General features: G+C 70.8%; 18 protein-coding genes and 1 pseudogene. 18 read left to right on the forward strand and 1 reads right to left on the reverse strand.

Going from position 1 to position 20,683, the window contains the following annotated elements; all coding sequences use genetic code 11:
- Window positions 1–348 precede the first annotated feature (348 nt).
- The 9 genes from OG223_RS04495 (at window position 349) to OG223_RS04535 (ending at window position 8,698) form a co-directional block, all read left to right on the forward strand.
- Window positions 349–1,860, forward strand: coding sequence for an ATP-binding protein (locus tag OG223_RS04495; RefSeq protein ID WP_329242663.1), 1,512 nt, complete (start codon window positions 349–351; stop codon window positions 1,858–1,860).
- Window positions 1,857–2,279 carry a roadblock/LC7 domain-containing protein gene (locus OG223_RS04500; RefSeq protein WP_329242665.1) on the forward strand — a complete coding sequence of 141 codons (423 nt, stop codon included), beginning with the start codon at window positions 1,857–1,859 and terminating at the stop codon, window positions 2,277–2,279. Before OG223_RS04495 ends, OG223_RS04500 begins: the two co-directional genes overlap by 4 nt.
- A complete protein-coding gene (locus OG223_RS04505) occupies window positions 2,276–2,638 on the forward strand; it encodes a DUF742 domain-containing protein (protein ID WP_329242667.1) in 363 nt (120 codons plus the stop codon). Before OG223_RS04500 ends, OG223_RS04505 begins: the two co-directional genes overlap by 4 nt.
- Entirely contained in the window at window positions 2,610–3,218 is a 609-nt protein-coding gene (locus tag OG223_RS04510) for a GTP-binding protein (protein ID WP_329242669.1), read from the forward strand. Before OG223_RS04505 ends, OG223_RS04510 begins: the two co-directional genes overlap by 29 nt.
- The gene (locus OG223_RS04515; protein ID WP_329242672.1) at window positions 3,215–4,432 is read left to right on the forward strand and encodes a cytochrome P450; all 1,218 of its coding nucleotides are present in this window, start codon (window positions 3,215–3,217) and stop codon (window positions 4,430–4,432) included. Before OG223_RS04510 ends, OG223_RS04515 begins: the two co-directional genes overlap by 4 nt.
- Window positions 4,429–5,655: a cytochrome P450 family protein gene (locus OG223_RS04520; RefSeq protein WP_329242675.1), complete on the forward strand. Its 1,227-nt coding sequence runs from the start codon at window positions 4,429–4,431 to the stop codon at window positions 5,653–5,655. The genes OG223_RS04515 and OG223_RS04520 overlap by 4 nt, the downstream gene beginning before the upstream one ends.
- A gap of 206 nt (window positions 5,656–5,861) precedes the next feature.
- Window positions 5,862–6,482, forward strand: coding sequence for an L-threonylcarbamoyladenylate synthase (locus tag OG223_RS04525; RefSeq protein WP_329242677.1), 621 nt, complete (start codon window positions 5,862–5,864; stop codon window positions 6,480–6,482).
- A 102-nt stretch (window positions 6,483–6,584) separates the two neighbouring features.
- Complete coding sequence (locus OG223_RS04530) at window positions 6,585–7,346, forward strand: dienelactone hydrolase family protein (protein ID WP_329242680.1); 762 nt, start codon at window positions 6,585–6,587, stop codon at window positions 7,344–7,346.
- A 164-nt stretch (window positions 7,347–7,510) separates the two neighbouring features.
- Window positions 7,511–8,698 (forward strand): glycoside hydrolase family 64 protein, encoded by a 1,188-nt coding sequence (locus OG223_RS04535; RefSeq protein WP_329242683.1) that lies wholly within the window; start codon window positions 7,511–7,513, stop codon window positions 8,696–8,698.
- Window positions 8,699–8,763: 65 nt separating this feature from the next.
- On the opposite strand, the gene OG223_RS04540 is transcribed toward OG223_RS04535, so the two are convergent.
- Window positions 8,764–11,163: a M4 family metallopeptidase gene (locus OG223_RS04540; RefSeq protein WP_443073685.1), complete on the reverse strand. Its 2,400-nt coding sequence runs from the start codon at window positions 11,161–11,163 to the stop codon at window positions 8,764–8,766.
- Between the two features lie 431 nt (window positions 11,164–11,594).
- Here OG223_RS04540 and OG223_RS04545 point away from each other — a divergent pair, with 431 nt between their 5' ends.
- From OG223_RS04545 to OG223_RS04585, 9 genes and pseudogenes are all read left to right on the forward strand, one after another.
- Window positions 11,595–12,899, forward strand: a complete 1,305-nt coding sequence (locus OG223_RS04545; protein WP_329242686.1) for an extracellular solute-binding protein — start codon at window positions 11,595–11,597, stop codon at window positions 12,897–12,899.
- Window positions 12,900–12,906: 7 nt separating this feature from the next.
- Complete coding sequence (locus OG223_RS04550; RefSeq protein WP_329242689.1) at window positions 12,907–13,818, forward strand: carbohydrate ABC transporter permease; 912 nt, start codon at window positions 12,907–12,909, stop codon at window positions 13,816–13,818.
- Window positions 13,815–14,711, forward strand: coding sequence for a carbohydrate ABC transporter permease (locus tag OG223_RS04555; RefSeq protein ID WP_329242692.1), 897 nt, complete (start codon window positions 13,815–13,817; stop codon window positions 14,709–14,711). The genes OG223_RS04550 and OG223_RS04555 overlap by 4 nt, the downstream gene beginning before the upstream one ends.
- A 79-nt stretch (window positions 14,712–14,790) precedes the next feature.
- Window positions 14,791–15,921: an ROK family transcriptional regulator gene (locus OG223_RS04560; protein ID WP_329265133.1), complete on the forward strand. Its 1,131-nt coding sequence runs from the start codon at window positions 14,791–14,793 to the stop codon at window positions 15,919–15,921.
- Window positions 15,922–15,955: 34 nt separating this feature from the next.
- Window positions 15,956–17,482 (forward strand): GMC oxidoreductase, encoded by a 1,527-nt coding sequence (locus OG223_RS04565; RefSeq protein ID WP_329242695.1) that lies wholly within the window; start codon window positions 15,956–15,958, stop codon window positions 17,480–17,482.
- Between the two features lie 14 nt (window positions 17,483–17,496).
- Window positions 17,497–18,108 carry a nucleoside deaminase gene (locus OG223_RS04570; RefSeq protein WP_329242698.1) on the forward strand — a complete coding sequence of 204 codons (612 nt, stop codon included), beginning with the start codon at window positions 17,497–17,499 and terminating at the stop codon, window positions 18,106–18,108.
- Window positions 18,105–19,031, forward strand: a complete 927-nt coding sequence (locus OG223_RS04575) for a sugar phosphate isomerase/epimerase family protein (RefSeq protein ID WP_329242701.1) — start codon at window positions 18,105–18,107, stop codon at window positions 19,029–19,031. The genes OG223_RS04570 and OG223_RS04575 overlap by 4 nt, the downstream gene beginning before the upstream one ends.
- A gap of 60 nt (window positions 19,032–19,091) precedes the next feature.
- Window positions 19,092–20,351: pseudogene (locus OG223_RS04580) on the forward strand (MFS transporter); the annotation flags it as partial.
- Window positions 20,352–20,429: 78 nt separating this feature from the next.
- On the forward strand, window positions 20,430–20,603 hold the full coding sequence (locus OG223_RS04585; RefSeq protein WP_329265135.1) for an antitoxin: 174 nt from the start codon (window positions 20,430–20,432) through the stop codon (window positions 20,601–20,603).
- Window positions 20,604–20,683 lie beyond the last annotated feature (80 nt).

The following is a 20,683-nucleotide window of genomic DNA, read 5'->3' on the forward strand; positions in this document are numbered from 1 at the left end:
GGGCGTGGACTTCAGCCTCCGCCGACGCCTGGCCGGGGCCTTCAGCCACCTGCCGACGCGCGCCGCGCCCCTCGATGCCGACCAGCCACCGCGCGACGCCCGTCACACCGCTCACCCCTCGTGCGCGACGCATCGACACCAACGGCCGAACTCTCTTTCCCCGCACGCCATTTCAGACACTTGGCACAGAAGCGAACAGAGGCCGGTCAGTTTCGGAGGGAAGTCTTGTGACACCGTGCGAGAGCGGTCGATGACGGTGTGTACTGTGCTCCGGGCGCCCCGCCTGAGGGCCCGAACTTCAGCCCTGCCCGAATTTCAGCCTGCCCGACTTCGCTTGGACTCGATTCGATGATCGAATTACCGGACCTGGTGACCGGCGCGCTCGCCGCCGGCACACTGTCCGCGCTGGCGCTCGGTGCCGGGCTGCTGCGGTCGCGGCGTCAACGCGCCCTGCAACGCGAGGAGATCGCCGAGCTGCGGGCCCACATGGACAGCGTCCAGGCGGCGTTGGCGGCCGAGGTCGAGCATCTGGCGGGGCAGCGGATCCCGGCCGCCGCCCGGCATCTCACCCATCCGCGGGTCGCAGTACCGGGGCCCGGGCAGCCGCAGTTCATCGGCTCACCCCTCGGGATCGCCCTCGAAAGCGTGCTGAGCGCGGTGCGTTCGGAACTCGCCGCTCAGCGCACCCGCATCGACGCCGCCGCACAGGCCGGCATGCGCGGAGCCACCCGGGAGATCCAGGCCGCGCTCTACCGCTCGCAGGACGCCCTCCGCTCGCTCCAACAGCGCTACGACGACCCGGAGTTGACGCAGACCCTGTTCACGCTGGACCACGAGAACGAGCAGTCGCTGCGCCGTGCGCAGGTCACGGCCGTCGTGTGCGGGGCCTGGGTCGGACTCGCCCGTGAGGAGTCGCACCTCGTCGAGGCGGTGACCGGCGGCCAGGCCCGGCTCGCCGGATACCACCGGGTGCGGGTGCACAACCACCTCGAAGCCGGCACCGCGCTCGTCTCGCACGCCGTCGAACCGGTCGCGATCATCGTCGCCGAACTCCTCGACAACGCGCTGCGGCACTCCGCCCCGGACACCGAGGTCGTGGTCAACCTGGAGCACGTCCACCACGGCGCCTGCGTCACCGTCGACGACGCGGGGCTCGGCATGACCCAGGACGAACGCGACCACGCCGGGCGGATGGTGGCCGGTTCCGGCCCGATCCTGCTCACCGACCTGGGCGACCCGCCGCGCATGGGTTTCGCCGCGATCGGCCGCCTGACCCGGCAGTTCGACCTGAGCGTCGACGTGTCCTCGCCCTCCCCGTACGGCGGCGTCCGCGCGGTCCTGCGGATCGACAGCCATCTCCTCAGCCGGATCGACCCCGAGCAGCGACCGCCCGCGGCCGGCGCCCCGCGCTCGACCCGCCGGGCCCCCGCACCCACCCGAACGTCCGCCCCCGCACCGGCCCACTCCTACGGCTCCGAGCACGACGAACGAGCCACACGGGCCGAGCGGGCCATCCGGGCCGAGCGAGCCGAGCGGGCCGAGCGGGCCGAACACGGTGTCGCCGACCTGCCCGGGCACCAGGCGGCAGCCGATGCCGGCGGCCTGCCGCGCCGCCGCCGGCGTACCGCGACCGCCGCACCGGTCGCACCGCCCCGGCCGGCCGCACCGGAGACACACCAGCCGGAGCGCCGCCCGGAGCAGGCCGCCGCAGCGCTCGCCGCCCTGCAGTCCGGCACCGCCGCCGCGCGCGCCGCGCACGACGACGCCGAAACCGGCGTAGCAGACAAGGGCTCGGCGCCCGGGACAGTGACAGCGCACGGATCACATCAGACCGACTACGAAGGGGGAGCGGCTAGATGACCAGCCGCGATGGGGGCGACACGGCATGGGTGCTCGATCCGATACTGGAGGTGCCGCATGTGGTGGCGGCCGTGCTGCTGACCCGGGACGGGCTGGTGCGGGGGTACACCGACGCGCTGTCCCAGGCCTCGGGCGAGCGGGTGGCCGCGATCACCAGCACGGTGCAGGGGGCGTGCCGTACCGCCGCGGCCGCGTTCGCCGACCGGGAACGGGCCGAGATACGGCAGATCGTCATCGAGTCGGACCACGGGTACGTCCTCATCGTCCCTACGGATCACGGGACTTGTGTGGCGGCCTACGGCGACACCGAGGTGCGGCTGGATCTGCTGGCACACCGGGTGCACTCGCAGGTGGCGCGGCTCGGCGAGAAGGCGATGGCCGCCGCTCCGCGGGGAGTTGACGGCGGCGCGTCGGCATGACGGGCCGCCGCGGCGGCCGTCCTCTCGTTCCCGCGTATCTGTCGACCGGCGGTGTGGCCCGGCCCAGCCGCCCGCATCTGGAACGGCTGACGGTGCTCAGCGGCAGCGGCGAACCCGCCCCGCCCGAGCTGCCCGCGGCTCAACTCGCCCTGCTGGACGCCCTGTACGGCGGCTCGCTGACGATGATGGAGGCGGCGGCCCTGCTGGAGCTGCCCGTGTCCGCGGTGCGCGTGCTGGCCGCCGGTCTGCTCGACCGGGGCCTGGTGCTCGCCCGCGCGCCGATCCCGCCCGCCGAACGCTTCGACCCCGACCTGCTGAAGAGAGTCGCAGATGGCCTACGCGCCCTCAGGCACCACTAGCGGCATCCATCTGCCGGACACCGCGCGCGAGTTGGTCAAGATCCTCGTCGCGGGACCCTTCGGTGTCGGCAAGACGACCCTGATCGACTCGGTGTCGGAGATCCGGCCGCTGCACACCGAGGAGCGGCTCAGCGAGGCGTCCGTCCCCATCGATGATCTCGACGGGGTGCGGGAGAAGGCGACGACGACCGTCGCCATCGACTTCGGGCGGATCAGCCTGCCGGGCGGGATCGTGCTGTACCTCTTCGGCACACCGGGGCAGGAGCGGTTCCGGGCGCTGTGGGAGGACATCGCCCACGGCGCGCTGGGGGCGCTGGTCCTGGTCGACAGCCGTCGGATCGACGCCTCGTTCGACGTGCTCGGGCTGGTGGAGGAGAGCGGGCTGCCGTACGCCGTCGCCGTCAACACCTTCCCGGACGCGCCCCGGCACCACACCGAGGAACAACTGCGCGCCGCCCTGGACCTGGAGCCCGGCACACCGCTGGTGGCCTGTGACGCGCGGGACGCGGACTCGTCCCTCGCCGCGCTGCTCGCCCTGGTCCAGCATCTGATCGACCGCGACCCCCCGGAGCACCGGTGACCACCACCTCGCCCACCCGACCCGTCCGCCTGTGGGAGGACGGCTTCGCGCTGGATCCCTACGGCTACTACGCCGCCCTGCGCGCCCAGGGTCCGGTCGGCCGGGCCGAACTCGCCCCGGGCGTACCGGCGTTCGTCGTCACGGAGCGGCGGGCCGCGCTGGAGCTGCTGCGCGACACCGACACGTTCTCGCACGATCCGCGGCCGTGGGAGTCGACGGTCGCCGAGGACTCGCCGGTCCTCGGGATGATGCGCTGGCGGCCCAACTCCCTGTTCGCGGACGGCGCGGCGCACGTCCGCTACCGTGCCTCGCTGATCGACGCCTTCGAGCGGATCGAGCCGCACGACCTGCGGGCGCGGGTGCACCGGGCGGTGCATGTGCTGGTGAGCCGGATCGGGCCGCGCGGACAGGCCGATCTGGTGGGCGAGTTCGCCCGGCCGCTGATGGCGCTGGTCTTCAACAGCCTGTTCGGGCTGCCCGAGGGCCAGAGCGAGCGGCTGGACCGGGCGCTGGGCATGATGATGGAGGGCGGCGCCCAAGCGGCCGAGGGCGAGGCCGAGTTCGGCGGTTACGTCCTGGAACTGATCGCCGCCAAGGCCGAGTCGCGCGGCGACGACCTGCCGAGCTGGCTGCTGGACCATCCGGCCGGGCTGAGCCCGGAGGAGGTCGCCTGGCAGGTGTTCCTCACCCTCGGCGCGGGCCACGAGCCGACCGCGAACCTGGTGTCGAACGCCCTGTCCCGCATCCTGGGCACCTCGGTGTACTACTCCACTCTGACCAGTGGGGCCCGGCCGGTCATGGACGCCGTGGTGGAGGTGCTGCACCACGAGACCCCGCTCGCCAACTACGGGATCCACTACGCCCGTTCGCCCGTCACGTTCCACGGCGCGTGGATCACGCCGGCGATGCCGGTCGTCGTCTCGTACGGCGCGCTCGCGCACTTCGCCGAGCAGGAGGTCGTCAGCGGCCGGCACCCCAAGGACGCCTCGCATCTGTCGTGGTCGGCCGGCCCGCACGCCTGCCCGGTCAAACAGCACACCCTGCTCATCGCGACGGAGGCGATCGAGCGGCTCACCCTGTGGCTGCCCGACCTCGAACCCGTCGTGGCACGTGAGCAGTTGACCTGGCGGCCCGGCCCCTTCCATCGCTCGCTCACGTCGCTGCCCGTGCGGTTCAGCCCCCGCTCCCCCGACCAGCCAGGAGACCTGTCGTGACCGTGTCCGACCGCATCGCCCTCGACCCGTTCGGCGCCGACATGGCCGCCGAGAGCGCCAAGCTGCGTGCCCTCGGCCCGATCGTGCCGGTCGAACTGCCCGGCGGCATCCCCGCCTGGGCCCCCACCGGCTACGACACCCTCAAGGAGCTGATCCTCGACCCGCAGGTCAGCAAGGACCCGCGCCTGCACTGGAACCTGTGGCCCGAGATCGGCGAACACCCCTCCTGGGGCTGGGTGTTGGGCTGGGTCGGCGTCGTCAACATGCTCTCCACCTACGGCACCGACCACGCCCGCCTGCGCAAACTCGTCGCGCCGAGCTTCACGCACCGGCGCACCGAGGCGATGCGGGCCCGGGTGGAGGCGATCACCGCGGAGCTGCTCGACGCGGTCGCGGCCGACGACGCCGAGACGGTCGACGTCAGGGCCGCCCTCGCCCATCCCCTGCCGATGCGGATCATCTGCGAACTGTTCGGTGTGCCCGACGAGTTGGTGGCCGACACCGGCCGGCTGATCGCGGCCATCATGGACACCTCGGACCCGTCCCCGGAACACGCGGCGTTCGTGCAGCAGCAGATCGGCACGGTACTGCCCGCGCTGATCGCCCACCGCAGCGAGCACCCCGGCGACGACCTCACCACCGAACTGATCCGGGTGCGCGACGAGGACGGCGACCGGCTCAGCGACGAGGAACTCCTGTACACGCTGCTGCTGGTGATCGGCGCGGGCTTCGAGACGACGGTCAACCTCATCGGCAACGCGATCGTCGCCCTGCTCAAGCGCCCCGAGCAGCTCGCGGACGTACGCTCGGGGAAGATCGGCTGGGACGCGGTCGTCGACGAGACCCTGCGCGTCCACCCGTCCATCGCCTCGCTCCCGCTGCGGTTCGCGGTCGGCGACCTCACCGTGGGCGGCATCACCGTCCCGGCCGGGGACGCCATCATCACGACGTTCGCCGCGGCCGGACTCGACCCCGCGCACTACGGCCCCGACGCGGACGTCTTCGACGCGGCCCGCGGAGCCGACGACCACCTCTCCTTCGGCATCGGCGTGCACCGCTGCATCGGGGCGCCGCTGGCCCGCGTGGAGGCCCTGACCGCGCTGCCCGCGTTCTTCGACCGCTTCCCGGACGCGCGGCTCGCCGTCGACCCGGACGAGCTGCGCCAGGTGCCGTCCTTCATCGCCTTCGGCTGGCAGGAGATCCCCGTACGGCTGCGCGGCTGAGCCGGGCCCCCGTGCGCCCGGCGGGGGTGGAACCGCCCCGCCGCGGCCACGAGGGGCCGCGGGCGGAGCCGGTCCTGCCCGGGTTCGGGGGAGAGACCCGAGCGCTCTCGTCGGCTTCCCCCGATCCGCCGGGGTACACGCCCCCGGCCGACCGCCGGCAGCGGGCCCGCGCGGCGACCGGCGCGGGCACGGCATAAGCTCGGCGGGTGGCCAAGTACTTCGACGTGCATCCGGACAACCCGCAGCCCCGCACCATCTCCCAGGTCGCGGACAGTGTGCGCTCGGGTGCGCTGATCGCGTACCCGACCGACTCCTGCTACGCGCTGGGCTGCCAGCTCGGCAACCGTGAGGGCATGGAGCGGATCCGTACGATCCGGCAACTGAACGACCGGCACCACTTCACGCTGATGTGCCAGAACTTCGCCCAACTGGGCCAGCTGGTGCACATCGACAACGACGTGTTCCGCGCCATCAAGGCGTCCACGCCCGGCAGTTACACGTTCATCCTCCCGGCGACGAAGGAGGTGCCGCGCCAGTTGCTGAACGCGAAGAAGAAGACCGTGGGCGTCCGCATCCCCGACCATGTCGTCACCCAGGCGCTGCTGGCCGAGCTCGGTGAGCCGCTGCTGTCCAGCACGCTGCTCCTGCCCGACGAGGAGGAGCCGATGACCCAGGGCTGGGAGATCAAGGACCGGCTCGACCACGTGGTGGACGCGGTGGTCGACTCCGGGGACTGCGGCACGGAACCGACGACCGTCATCGACTTCTCCAGCGGCGAGGCCGAGATCGTCCGCAAGGGCGCGGGGGACGTCTCCCGCTTCGAGTGACCCCGGCGGAGGGGCCGTGATCGGGCGTGCCACGATGATCGGAACACGCCGCGCCGGGCCGGCAGCCGGCCCGGCGCCGATCCGCTGGGAGGCACCCCCGTCATGACCGCCGCACAGGGCACCGCCGTGGACATCCCCACCGAGGACGGCACCGCCGACGCCTACTGGGTGCATCCCGGCGACGGGCGTCCCCGTCCGGCCGTGCTGCTCTACCAGGACGCGTTCGGGCTCCGTCCCCACCTGAAGTCGATGGCGGACAGGCTCGCCGAGGCCGGCTACGCGGTCCTCGTACCGAACGTGTTCTACCGGCAGGGGCGCGCGCCGGTGGTCGAACTGCCCGAGTTCATCGATCACGACGGGCGTCCGGAGATCTTCGAGAAGGTCGGTCCGCTGATCATGGGGCTGGCCCGGAATCCCGAGCTGATCGAGCGGGACGCCGGTGCCTATCTGCGCTGGCTTGCCGACTCCCCCCTGGTCGCCGACGGGCCGATCGCGATCACCGGGTACTGCATGGGCGCCCGCCTCGCGCTGTACACCGCCGGTGCCTACCCGGACCGGGTGGCGGCCGCGGCCGGTTTCCACGGCGGGCGGCTGGCCACCGACGACCCGGACAGCCCCCACCTGGCCGCCGAACACATCACCGCCGAGCTGTACTTCGGCCACGCCGACCAGGACCCGTCGCTGCCCGAGGACCAGATCAAGCGGTTCGAGGACGCGCTCACCGCGGCGGGCGTCCGGCACCGCTGCGAGGTCTACCCGGGTGCGCGGCACGGCTATACGCAGGCCGACACGTCCTCGTACGACGCGAAGGCCGACGAGCGTCACTGGGTCGCGCTGCTCGACCTCCTGGACCGCACGTTCTGATCGACAGACTGCTTTCACTGATTCAACGCGAGTGCCCACGGCGCGAGTTGCCGTGGGCACCTTTCGTTCAACTCATTGACATGCCCGCGCCTCGGCGCGACGCTGAGAGCGCTCTCACATAGGTACGGACCAATTTTCGTACACCCCCCACACGGAGGTGAGTAGTGCTCGCCAGACTCCTGCGCCGACTGGGCGCCGCGACCGCGGTGGCCACCATGCTCGCGCTGGCCACACCGCTGACGGCGGATGCCGCGGTGCCCGCCACGATCCCGCTGAAGATCACCAACAACTCGGCCCGCGGCGACGCGGTCTACATCTACAACCTGGGCACCAACCTCTCGACCGGCCAACAGGGTTGGGCCGACGCGAGCGGCACGTTCCACGCCTGGCCGGCCGGTGGCAACCCGCCCACCCCGGCGCCGGACGCGTCGATCGCCGGCCCGGCGGCCGGGCAGTCCAGCACCATCCGGATCCCCAAGTTCTCCGGCCGCATCTACTTCTCGTACGGCCAGAAACTGGTGTTCAAGCTGACCACCGGCGGCCTGGTGCAGCCGGCCGTGCAGAACCCGACCGACCCGAACCGCAACATCCTCTTCAACTGGTCCGAGTACACGCTCAACGACTCCGGGCTGTGGATCAACAGCACCCAGGTGGACATGTTCTCCGTGCCGTACGCGGTCGGGGTGCAGCGGTCCGACGGGAGCACGGTCTCCACCGGGCATCTCAAGTCGGGTGGCTACACCGGGTTCTTCAACGCGCTGCGCGGGCAGCCGGGCGGCTGGGCCAACCTGATCCAGACCCGGTCGGACGGCACGGTTCTGCGAGCGCTCTCACCGACGTACGGGATAGAGACAGGTGCCCTCCCGAGCAGCGTGATGGACGACTACATCAACCGTGTCTGGTCGAAGTACGCGTCGTCGACGCTGACCGTGACACCGTTCGCCGACCAGCCGAACACGAAGTACTACGGCCGGGTGTCGGGCAACGTCATGAACTTCACCAACAGCTCCGGTGCGGTCGTCACCACCTTCCAGAAGCCGGACGCGGCCAGCATCTTCGGCTGCTACAAGTACCTCGACGCGCCCAACGACCTGGTGCGCGGCCCGATTTCGCGCACGCTGTGCGCGGGCTTCAACCGCTCCACGCTCCTGGTCAACCCCAACCAGCCGGACACCACCACCGCGAACTTCTACGTGGACACGGTGACCAACCACTACGCGCGCAAGATCCACGCGCAGATGGCCGACGGCAAGGCGTACGCGTTCGCGTTCGACGACGTCGGCGCCCAGGAGTCCCTGGTGAACGACGGGAACCCGCAGCAGGCCTATCTGACGCTGGACCCGCTGAGCTGAGGAAACCGGACACCCCGCACGCCTGGGGGCGCGTGCGGGGTGCCGGACGGAACAGGTGAAGCGGATCAGCTCGTCGTGACGGCGGTGTCGTCGATGACGAAGCTGGTCTGGAGCGAGGAGTCCTCGACGCCGCTGAACTTCAGGGCGACCGTGGTGCCCGCGAAGGCCGACAGGCTGAAGGACTTCGCGACGTACCCGCTGGCCGCGTTGAGGTTCGAGTACGTGGCGAGCGTGGTCGATCCGGCGGTGACCGTCAGCTTGTCGTAAGCCGTGCTGGTGGTGGTCTCGGCCGTGTCGATGTGGATGTAGAAGGTGAACGTCGTCCCCGTGCAGCCGCTCGGGACGGTCACCGACTGGGACAGCGTGTCGGTGTGGGTCGAGCCGTAGCCGTCGAGCCAGGCCTTGTACGAACCGGTGCGGGCCGCCTCGTCGGTGTCATTGGTGATGACCCCGCTGGTCGCGGTCCAGGTGGTGGCGCCCGACTCGAAGCCCGCGTTGCCCAGCAACTGCGTCGAGGTGCAACTGCCGCCCCCGCCACTGGAACTCACGGTCCAGGTGAAGGCCGCGGTACCGGTCGCCCCGGTGCTGTCGGTGACGGTCACGGTGGTGCTGTAGGTGCCCGCGGTCGTCGGGGTGCCGGTGATGGCGCCCGTGGAGCTGCTGATCGACAGGCCGGTCGGCAGTCCGGTCGCGGCGTAGGACAAGGTGCCGCTGTTGGTGCTGCTGGCCGTGATCGCCAGGTTCACCGCCGTACCGACGGTGGAGGACTGGCTGCCCGGGTTGGTGACCGTGACGCCCGTGGTCGGCACGGTGATGTGGCTGCCGACGTTGATGCCGGCGAAGGCGTTGCCGACTCCCGCGTACTGCGCGGACGTTGTGCCGTACAGCGCTCCGGCGGCGCTGAGCGCGGCGGTGCGGGCTCCGGCGTAGTTGGTGGTCGACGTCATGTACGTCGTCAGCGCCTTGTACCAGATCTGCAGGGCGGCGGCCCGGCCGATACCGGCGACGGCCACACCGTCGGAGGTGGTGCTGGTGTAGGAGGTGCCGTTGATGACCTTGGTGCCGCTGCCCTCGGAGAGCAGGTAGAACATGTGGTTCGCCGGGCCCGAGGAGTAGTGGACGTCGAGGTTGCCGACGCCGGAGTACCAACTGTCCGCGCTGCCGCCGTCCTTGCTCGGCTTGTCCATGTAACGCAGCGGCGTGCCGTCGCCGTTGATGTCGATCTTCTCGCCGATGAGGTAGTCGCCCACGTCGGTCGAGTTGTTGGCGTAGAACTCGACACCCGTACCGAAGATGTCGGAGGTCGCCTCGTTCAACCCGCCCGATTCACCGGTGTAGTTGAGTCCGGCGGTGTTGGAGGTGACACCGTGGCTCATCTCGTGCCCTGCCACGTCCAGCGAGGTCAGCGCGTGCGTGCTGCTGGTGCCGTCGCCGTACGTCATGCAGAAGCAACTGTCGTCCCAGAAGGCGTTGACGTACGCCGTGCTGTAGTGGACGCGCGAGTACGCGGCGACGCCGTCGTTCTTGATGCCGCTGCGGCCGAAGGTGTTCTTGTAGAAGTCCCAGGTCGTCTGGGCGCCGTAGGCCGCGTCCGCGCCGGCGGTCTGGGTGTTGGAGCCCGCGCCGGTGCCCCACACGTCGTCCGCGTCCGTCATCAGGGTGCCGGTGCCGGACGTGGCGTTGTTGAGGCTGTACGTCTTGTGGCCGCCGCGCGTGGTGTCGTAGAGCTGATACGTCGAACCCGACAGCGTGGTGCTCAGCGAGACCGAGCCGCTGTACTGGGTGTTGCCGGTGCCGGTCTCGATGCCCTCGAAGCGGGAGAGCTCCTTGCCGGAGGTGGCGTCGGTGACGACGTGCAGCTTGCTGGGGGTGCCGTCGTCCTGGAAGCCGCTGACCACCGTCTCCCAGGCGAGCTTCGGGGTGCCGGTGCCGGCCCAGATGACCTTGCGGGCGCTGTCGGTGCTCGGCGCCTTGGCGTCGAGGGCCTTCGCGGTCGTCAGGGCCTTGGTCTCGGCGGTCGACTTGGCGACCGAGGCGGTCGTCGAGGGGACCGTGAGGGTGTGCTTGTTGTTGAAGGTCGCGCTCACCGTGCCGGTCGCCTTGGTGGCGGGCGGGGTGTGCACGACGAGGTCGCCGCCGAGGACGGGAAGACCGGCGAAGGTGCGCTCGTAGCGGGTGTGGACGGTGCCGTCGTTGTCCTTGACGACGTCCTTGACGACCAGCTTCTCCTTGGCGCCGAGGCCGAGGGTGCGGGCGGTCGTCGTGCTGTTCGCGGTGGCGCTCTTCACCAGGGCGGTGCGCTGGGCCGGGGTGAGCTTCGCCTCCAGGCTGCCGGTGAGCAGCGGACTCGGGTGGGGGGAGGCGGGCTTCGCGGTCGCCGGCACCGACTGGACGCCGACGGCCAGGAAAGCGGCGGTGGAGACCAGGGCTCCTACCGCCATCCGCTTACGGGGGATGCGTCTCACTCTTACTCCTACTGCGACGACCGCGAACGCGGCCGGTGACAGACCGGACAGCCGGGTCTGCTGTCCGGGAAGAGCCGAGCTGTGCGGGACTGGCAGAACTTTGACCAATCCGTGGAGGATCCGTGGGGGTGGCTGCGTGGAGGATGACAGCGTTGACCCGTCCATGTCACGCAGGTCAGGGGCACTCAAGGGTTTTCCCTCTGTCAGGGATTTCGCTACAAGTTCCGAAATTATTCGTGACGGCTGAGCCACGCCGGCGAAACAGACCCTCCCTAACGTCGCAGTCAGCCACAGAGGTCCCATCAGCCGCATTACGGCCGCCGGACCGATAACGCTGCTTTCCCCGAAAATCCCCGAACCGGAATCCGCACAGGGCGGAACTCCGGAAATCCCTCCACTGTCCTCAGCGCCCCATGAGACAGGAGTCCCGAGTGTCCAATCCCTCCCGCCGCGGCGTCCTCAGACTGTCCGCCGGTACCGCACTGCTCGGCACCCTCGCCCTCGCAGGCTGCGGGCGCGGCGACACCGCCACGGCCACCGCGAAGGCCACCGCCGAGTCGGTCGACGACAAGCCGGCCACCGGCACCGTCAATGTCTGGGCCGCCCAGGGCGACGCCGACGTCCTCGCCAAGGTGATCAAGCCCTTCAAGGCCGCGAACCCGGACGTCACCGTGAAGTTCACGCTGATACCGAACTCCGAGTACTACACGAAGCTCCAGGCCGCGATCGCGGCGGGCAAGGGCCCCGATGTGGCCCAGTTCTTCCCCGAGTCGCAGGCGCAGTTCCTCGACCCGTCGATCCTGCGCCCCGTGCCGGACGGACTCGTCGACTCCGGTGTCTTCTTCAAGAGCCTGTGGGACGCCGGTCTGGTCAAGGACGTGGCGTACACGGTGCCCTGGTACGCGTACACGTACGCCCTCGTCTACCGCGCCGACCTCGCCAGGAAGGCGGGCGTCAAGCCACCCACCACGTGGGCCCAAATGGTGCCGTTCTTCAAGGCGTTGGAGGGTGCCGGAGCCGTGCGCGGGCTCGGGGCCGACAACGGCTGGGACATCTTCAACGGCCAGGACGTCGCGATGTACGCCTGGCAGGCGGGCGGCAGCCTGCTCTCCACCGACGGCAGTTGGACCCTCGACACACCGGCGGTGGTCGACGCCCTCAAGTACAACGCGTCGTTCTTCACCTCGGGTTCGGCCGACACGGCGACCCCCACCTTCCTCGACGCACAGCCGTACTTCGTGTCCGGGAGGACCGCCACGATGATCACCGGCCCCTGGGTGCTCGGGCAGCTCGACACCGCCGCGAAGGAGACCGGCTGGACGGCGGCCCATGTCGCCACGGCTCCGCTGCCGGCCGGCGCCTCGGGCAGCGTCTCCTTCTCGGCCGGGGGCACTTGGGGCGTCCTCGCGGACAGCGGGAACACGGACGCGTCGTGGAAGTTCGTCCGGTACGTCTCGAAGCCGAGCACGCAGGTCGCGCAGTACTCGGCGTACGGCTCGCTGCCGGCGGTGATCTCCGCCTGGGACGATCCGGCCGTCAAGAAGCAGCCGCTCCTCGACGCCTTCCTCACCCAGCTCAAGAACACCAAGGCCTTTCCGCAGGTGGGCAGTTGGCAGCAGGTCGCCACCCGGCTGGGCAAGGAGGTCGAGACCGTGGCCAAGGGCACGCAGACCGCGGAGAAGGCCGCCGCGAGCATCCAGGCGTACGCCAAGAGCCTCGGCACGGGCGCGGAGTGAGCCGCGGATGACCACCACGCTCGTCCCCGCAGCGCGGCGCAGGGCACGCAACTCCCGTCGCACGGCGGTCGCGTGGCTGTTCCTCGCGCCGTTCGCCGTCGTGTTCCTGCTCTACACCGCGATCCCCACGGTGGCCGCGCTCGGCTTCAGCCTGACCGATCTGCGGGGCTCGGACCTGCGCCATCCGCTCGCGGTGGACTTCACCGGCCTGGACAACTACCTGCGTCTGTTCCAGGATCCGACCTTCCTGCGGGACATCCTGAACACCGCCGTCTTCGTCGCCGTCGGTGTACCGCTGACGATGGCGATCGGCTTCGGGCTGGCCCTGGCGCTGAACTCCGGGATCCGGCGGCTGCGCGGGGTGTTCCGTACGGTCTTCTTCGCACCGGTCGTCACGAACGTCGTCGCGGTCGCCCTGATCTGGCAGTACGCCTTCAACGCGGGCGGCACCGTCAACAAGGCGCTGGCGGCGGTGGGCCTGGCCGGTCCGAACTGGCTGGACGATCCGCAGCTCGCGATGCCGGTGGTGATCCTGCTCGGCGTCTGGCGCAACTTCGGCACCGCGATGGTCCTGTTCCTGGCCGGACTCCAGGCCGTACCGGAGGACGTGTACGAGGCCGCCGCGCTCGACGGGGCGGGCAGATGGCGGCAGTTGAGGCACATCACCCTGCCGCTCCTGCTGCCCACCACCCTCATGGTGTCGGTACTGCTGACCGTCTTCTACCTCCAGGTCTTCGACGAGCCCTATCTCCTCACGGACGGCGGCCCGTTGGGGTCGACGGAGTCCGTGTCGCTGTACACCTACCACCAGTTCGGGTCCGGCCAACTGGGCATGTCCTCGGCCGCGTCCTTCGTGATGCTGCTGCTCGTGCTGCTGGTGAGTGCCGTCCAGTTCCGACTGCTGAGGCCCCGCACATGACCGCCGTAGCCGCGTCGTTGAACGACGCCGACCTGACCACCGCCACCGTCGAGGGCCGAACCGTCGTACGCACGCGGTCGGTTGGCCGCCCGCTGCTGTGCGGCGCGCTGGTGCTGTGCGCGCTGCTGACCCTGCTGCCCTTCTTCTGGGTGGTCAGCGGCTCGCTGCGCGGCCTGGACGAGATCCGCTCCGACCCGGGCGCTTGGCTGCCGCACCACGTCACGCCCGACAACTTCGTGCGGCTGTTCCGGACCGAGGGCTTCGGACGGTTCCTGACCAACAGCGTCCTGGTCGCCCTCATGGTGGTGATCGGCAACATCGTGGCGGCCTCGGCCGCCGGATACGCCCTCGCCAAGCTCGAATTCGCGGGCAGGCGGCTGGCGTTCGGCGCGGTGATGGCGGCGATGATGGTGCCGTTCACGACGGTGTTCGTCACCCAGTTCGTGATCACCGTGGACATGGGTCTCGCCGACACCCTGACCGGGATCGCGCTGCCCGGCGTGGCGCTCCCGCTGTCGGTGTTCATCATGCGGCAGTACGCGCAGTCGGTGCCCGACGAGTTGCTGGAGGCGGCGCGCATCGACGGCGCGGGCGAATTCCGGATCTTCTTCCGGATCTTCCTTCCGCTGGCCGGTCCGGCGGTCGCGACGATCACGATCATGTCGTTCCTGAACTCGTGGAACAACTTCATCTGGCCGCTCATCGTCGCCCAGAGCACCGCGAGTTACACCCTCCCGGTCGGGCTCGCCGCCACCAGCCAGGCGGCCCAGCACGTCACCGACTACGGCCTGGTCCTGGCCGGCGCGATCGTCGTGATGCTGCCGGTCCTCGTGCTCTTCCTGTTCCTCCAGCGGTACTTCGTGCAGGGCATCGCCGGATCGGGGATGCGGTGACACCTGTGACGCGGGCAGGTGTGTTCGTTCCGGTCGTGCGGGGCAAGTCCGAGGAGGCGGAGGGGTGTTGATGGCGGGGATGAACCAGAGCGCCGTGCGGCGCGTCAACACCTCGGTCGTCCTGCGCGCGCTCGCGGTGTCCGCGGGGCCCACGACCCTGACCGCGCTCGCCGAACAGGCCGGGCTGTCCCGCCGTACCATCGAGCTGATCCTGGACTCGCTCGTCGAGGCGGGCTGGGTCGCCGAGTTGGAGCGGATTCCGACCAGCGGCTCCGCCGGGCGACCGGCCCGGCGGTACGAACTGTGCGCGGAACACGCCCTGTTGGCGGCCGTCAGCATCAACACCGTGGACGCCTCGGCCGTCATCGCCGATGTGCGCGGCCGGATCGTCGGCCGGGCGCACCGCCGGCTGCGCGCCTACCAGGACCCCCGGGTCACGCTCGACGACGCGGCGGACCTGGTGCGGAAGGCGCTCGACGACGCGGGCGGCTCGGCGGACCGGCTGCGCGCCGGTGCGGTGGCGGGCGGTGGCGCCATCGACGACGAGGGGGTCGTACGACGTCTGGTGCACACCACGCGCTGGGAGGGCGTGCATCTGCCCGCGGAGCTCGGGCGGCGGATCCAGATGCCCTGGTTCGCGGACAACGACACCAACCTCGGTGCGCTCGCGGAGCGTTGGCGAGGTGTGGCCGGTGACCACGACAACGTCGTATGGGCGCACCTCGGCAACCGGACCGGCCTCGGCATCCTGATCCGGGGCGCCGTGCACCGGGGGCTGGACGGTGCCGCGGGCGAGATCGTCGAGGCCCAGTCGATCCCGACCGGCACGGTCGCGGAGCACCCGGTGGCCTGGCTGAGTTCACCGGAACCGGCCCGGCGCATGGTGGCGCTGGAGCGCTTCGACGCGGCCCGCGCCGGTGACGCGGCAGCGCTCGCCGAGGTGGACGAGTTCGTCGAGAACATCACCTCGATCCTCACCACCCTGTCGTGGACGGTCGCGCCCTCGCTCATCGTGCTCGGCGGCGGTCTGGAGGACGCGGCCGATGTGCTGCTTCCCCGGGTGCGCGAGGCGATGCGCGTCGCCCGTACCCCCGCGATCGAACTGCGCGCCACCGGCCTTGGCCGCGACGCCGCGCTCATCGGCGCCGTGAAGCTGGCGCTCGACCGCATGGACACCGAGTTGTTCGGCCCGCTCGCGCCCAGTGCCTAACTCCCCCCACGACACCCGACTTTGGAGTCTGCTTGTGACCGACACCCCCCACACCGACGTCCTCATCGTGGGCAGCGGCATCATGGGTTCCGTCGTGGCCCGGCTGCTGCGGGAGAGCGATCCGCGGCTGGGCATCACGATGGTCGACGGCGGCAGCGCGATCGGCGGGGCACCGGGGCTGCATCTGCACGACGTCGCCGACCCGGCCCTCGGGTCGCGGTACAGCGAGCGGGTCGAGTCGGGCATCCAGGGCATGTACACCGGCGCCGAGGTGGTGCGCGAGGTCGCGGACGGCCTCGCCGGCCTGGCGCCGGGCATGGTCCACGCGCTGGCCTTCGGCGAGGACAGCGAGGCGATGCCCGCGACGGCGCTCGCCTGGAACGCGGGCGGCATGGGTGTCCACTGGACCGCCGCGACCCCGTGGCCCGCAGGCTCCGAGGTCTTCGACTTCGGCGACCCGGCCCGCTGGGCGGCCGACCTGGACACCGCGCGCCGGCTGCTCGCCGTCTCCCCCTCCCCCATCGGCCCGACCGAGGTCGGCCGGACCGTCCTCGACGTCCTGCGCCGCCGCTACGACGGCACCGCACCCGCCGACCGACGCCCGCAGCCGATGCCCATGGCCGTCACGGCAACGGACTCGGGGCCCATGCCGCGCACGGCGCCCGGGACGATCTTCCCGGCGATCGCGACGGGCGGCGACCCGGCGTTCACCCTGCTCACGGGGACGCTCGCCACCCGGTTGCTCGTCTCGGGCGGCCGGGTCGGCGGCTGCCGACTGCGCCGTGTCGCCGACGGCACGGAGTCCGTACTGCACGCGGACACCGTGATCGTGTGCGCCGACGCGCTGCGCACCCCGCAACTGCTGTTCGCCTCGGGCATCCGCCCCCCGGCGCTGGGCCGCCACCTCAACGAGCACGCGTTCATCACCGCCCAGGTCCTGCTGGATCTGGACCGGTTCGGCATCGCCCTGGACGAGCTCCCGCTGCCCCGCGCCGGCGAGTTCAGCACGGACTCGCTGTGGCTGCCGCAGAACGGGCCGGCCCAGCCGTTCCACGGCCAGATCATGAACCGGACGTACGTCGACGAGAGCGGTCGCCCCCTCGCCCACGCCGTGGGCCTGTCGCTGCTGGTCCCCGTCGAGTCGCGGCCCGAACACCGCCTCGTCTTCTCGGAGTCGGCGACCGACCTCGCCGGACTGCCGCGTATCGGCGTCGAGTTCGCCTACTCCGACACCGACCGCGCGCTGATCGACCGGGGACTGGCCGAAGTCCGGTCACTGGCCGAGGAGTTCGGCCCCTTCGACCCCACGACCGAACTCGCCCTGCTGCCGCCCGGCTCGTCCCTGCACCTGACCGGCACCGTCCGGTCGGGCACCGCCGACGACGGCTCCAGCGTGTGCGACCCGGACGGCCGGGTGTGGGGCCTGGACAATCTGTATGTCGCCGGCACCGGAGTGATCCCCACGGCGATGGCCGCCAACGTGACCCTGACCGGCGCGGTGACGGCCGTACGGGCCGCCCGGGCCGTGACCACCCGTACCGCGCCGCTTGCCGCGCACTGAGAGGAAGCCCGAACGTGATCGACATCGTGAAGGAGTACCGCGTGGCGCTGCCGGCGTGGATCGACGACGAGGTGGCCGACGTGCCCGCCGTCGTCCCCGGCCGGGAGGACCGGATGCGCCTCGTGCACCGGCTCGCGGACCGCAACTGGCGGGAGGGCAACGGCGGTCCGTTCGCGGCCCTCGTCGCCGAGCGCGACACCGGCCGGATCGTCTCGGTGGGCGTGAACGTCGTCCTCGCCTCAGGAGTCTCCAGCGCACACGCCGAGGTCATGGCCCTCGGGCTGGCCCAAAGGGCCGTCGGCGGCTGGGACTTGGGCGCCGACGGCCTCCCGCCCCATGAACTCGTCGTCAACTGGCGCCCCTGCGTGCAGTGTTACGGCGCCACCCTGTGGTCCGGGGTGCGCACGGTGGTGGTCGCGGGCGAGGGCCCGGAACTGGAGGAGATCACCACGTTCGACGAGGGCCCGCTCGGCGCGGACTGGGCCGGGCAGTTCGAGGCGCGCGGCATCGAGGTCGTCGGAGACGTGCTCCGGGACGAGGCGCTGGCCGTGTTCCGCGACTACCGCAAGGCGGTCGACGAGACGGACGGCATCGTCGTCTACAACGCCCGCGGAGGTACCGCATGAGCCCGCGCTTCGCGACCGACGTCGTCACCTTCTACCACCCGGACTTCTGGGACCTTCCCTCCGCGGACGCGGTACGCGCGTGGGCGCTGGCCCACCCCGAGCGCTTCTGGGCCCGGGTGATGGACGCGTTGACCGAAGCAGGCGTCACGGGCCTCGAACTCACCTTCGCGCCGGGCGACATCGAGTCGGCGCTGCGGGCCTTCGGCAGCGCGCAGGGCTTCCGCCGCGAACTGGTGGCCCGCGGGCTGTCCGTCGTGAGCGCGTTCGTCGCCGGGGAGGACAGCCCCGACTGGCGGGACCCCGGCAACCTGCCCGCGATCGTCGCCGACGCCGAACGACGCGCGGCCTTCCTCGTCGACGTGGGGGCCGAACTCCTCGTCGCGGGCCTCCCGATGCGCGCGACGTTCGGGACCCGGCCGCCCCTGTTCGTCGACGCCCCGTACATGACCCGCATGGCCGACATCGCGCACGCGGTGGGCGAGGCCGTCTCCCGGCAGGGTGTGCGGCTCGCCTTCCACACGGAGTCCAACAGCACCCTCTGGTACGAGCGCGACATCGACCTGTTCATGTCCTTCACCGACCCGCGCTACGTGTGGCTGTGCCCCGACTCCTGCCATATCGCCCTCGGTGGAGGCGATCCGGTGGCCGTGGCCGGCCGTCACGCGCGGCGCGTCGCGCTGGCGCACTGGAAGGACGCGGTCAGGCCCATCGACGTGGAACTCACGATCGACGAGACGGTCTTCGCCCAACAGCAGCCCTACATGGCCGAGTTGGGCTCGGGCATCGTCGACTGGAAGGGCTGGGCCGAGGTGATGTCCCGCACGCCCGGCGCCGACACGGTGCTCATCGAACTGGACGAGGCGGCCGATCCGGTCGCCGCGTTGCTGGCGGGGAGGGCGGTGGCGTCGTCGGTGCTGCCGTGACCCGGTGCCCGTCGGTGGCCCAACTGCCGTACGAAAGCGCTTCCTCGATACGATCCGATCATGCCGCGCCTGGTGGATGTCCCTGGGTACATACGCTTCTGGACAGCCTCCGCGATCTCGTCGTTCGGCTCGCAGATCACCGGGCTGGCGCTGCAGATCCTCACCGCCGTCACGCTGAACGCGTCCGCCACGGAGGTGGGGCTGGTCAACGCGGCCCGCTGGGCGCCCTATCTGCTTTTCGGGCTCATGGCCGGGGTGCTGGTCGACCGTTGCCGGCGCAAGCCGGTCATGGTGGCGATGGATCTCGGCAGAGCCGTCCTCCTCGGCGCGATCCCGCTGCTGTACGCCCTGGACCGACTGAGCATCGCCACGCTGTGCGCGTGTGTCTTCGCCTTCGGGGTGCTCTGTCTGTTCTTCGAGGCGGCCAACCACTCCTACGTACCGCAACTGGTCCCCAAGGAACTCCTCAACGTGGGCTATGCCCGGGTGGGGCAGGCCGACGCCGCGGCCGGGTCGACCGGGCCACTGATCGCCGGGGTGCTGATCAGGCTGGTCGGCGCTCCGCTCGCCGTGCTCGTGGACGCCGTCAGCTATCTGGTGTCGGGCCTGCTGCTCGGCTCGGTGCGGGCTGACGATCCCGTTCCCGACCGGGGCGCGCGGCGGAGTCTGCTCAGTGAACTGCGGGAGGGCGTGGCCTGGGTCTACCGCCATCGGACCCTGGCGTACATCGCGCTGACCTCGCACCTGATGCTCCTCTTCAACACCGTCGTCAGCACGGTCTTCGTGGTCTTCGCGCTGCGTGAGCTGCGGATCGGGGACTTCGGTCTGGGCGTGGCGTACGCCTGCGCCGGCCTCGGCGGTGTGCTCGGCGGCGCGTTCTCCGGACGCGCGGCGCGCAGGTTCGATGTCGGCGCCGTCCTGATCGTGGGCCGTGTCGTCGCCGCGGTGGGCTGGCTGCCGCTGGTCCTCGCCCAGCGTGGGCCGTGGGCCCTGGTCCCGGTGTCGCTGGCCTTCTTCGTGGTCTCCGGTGCCATCTCGCTGGAGAGCCCCGTGGAGATGAGCTATCGCCAGGCGGTCACGCCCGACCGGCTCCGGGGCCGGATGAACGCCACGATCCGCTCGTTCAACTGGGGCATGGTCGCGATCGGCGCACCCCTGGGCGGACTCCTCGCCGACCGGGTCGGCTATCGGTTCGCCCTGTGGGTGGGCCTGTCCGGAGCGGTCCTCCAGGCACTCCTGCTCGCCGTGTCCCGCACCCGGGAGGCCCGCGACACCGACGAGGTCGAGCCACGTACGCACCTGACCCCATGCCCCATAACCACCGAAATGCGGCACGCGGGAAGCCGGAGGATGCTGGGAGGGCAAACGCACGCCCGAAGGAGGACAGCCATGTCGTTCATGGACAAGGTCAAGGGAATGCTGGGTCAGCACCCCGACCAGGCCAAGCAAGGTGTGGACCGGGCGGGAGACATGATCGACGAACGCACGGGCGGCAAGCACGCCAAGCAGGTCGACATGGCGCAGGACAAGGCCAAGGACTTCATCGACCGCGACAGGCCGCAACAGCCCTGACCGCTTCTGTCCCCGTATCGCCCCCGATGTGACCCGAGTGGCCCCGGAAAGCCAGGAGTTCATCGACCGCTGATGTGAAA

This window comes from Streptomyces sp. NBC_01478, assembly GCF_036227225.1.
Lineage (GTDB): Bacteria > Actinomycetota > Actinomycetes > Streptomycetales > Streptomycetaceae > Streptomyces.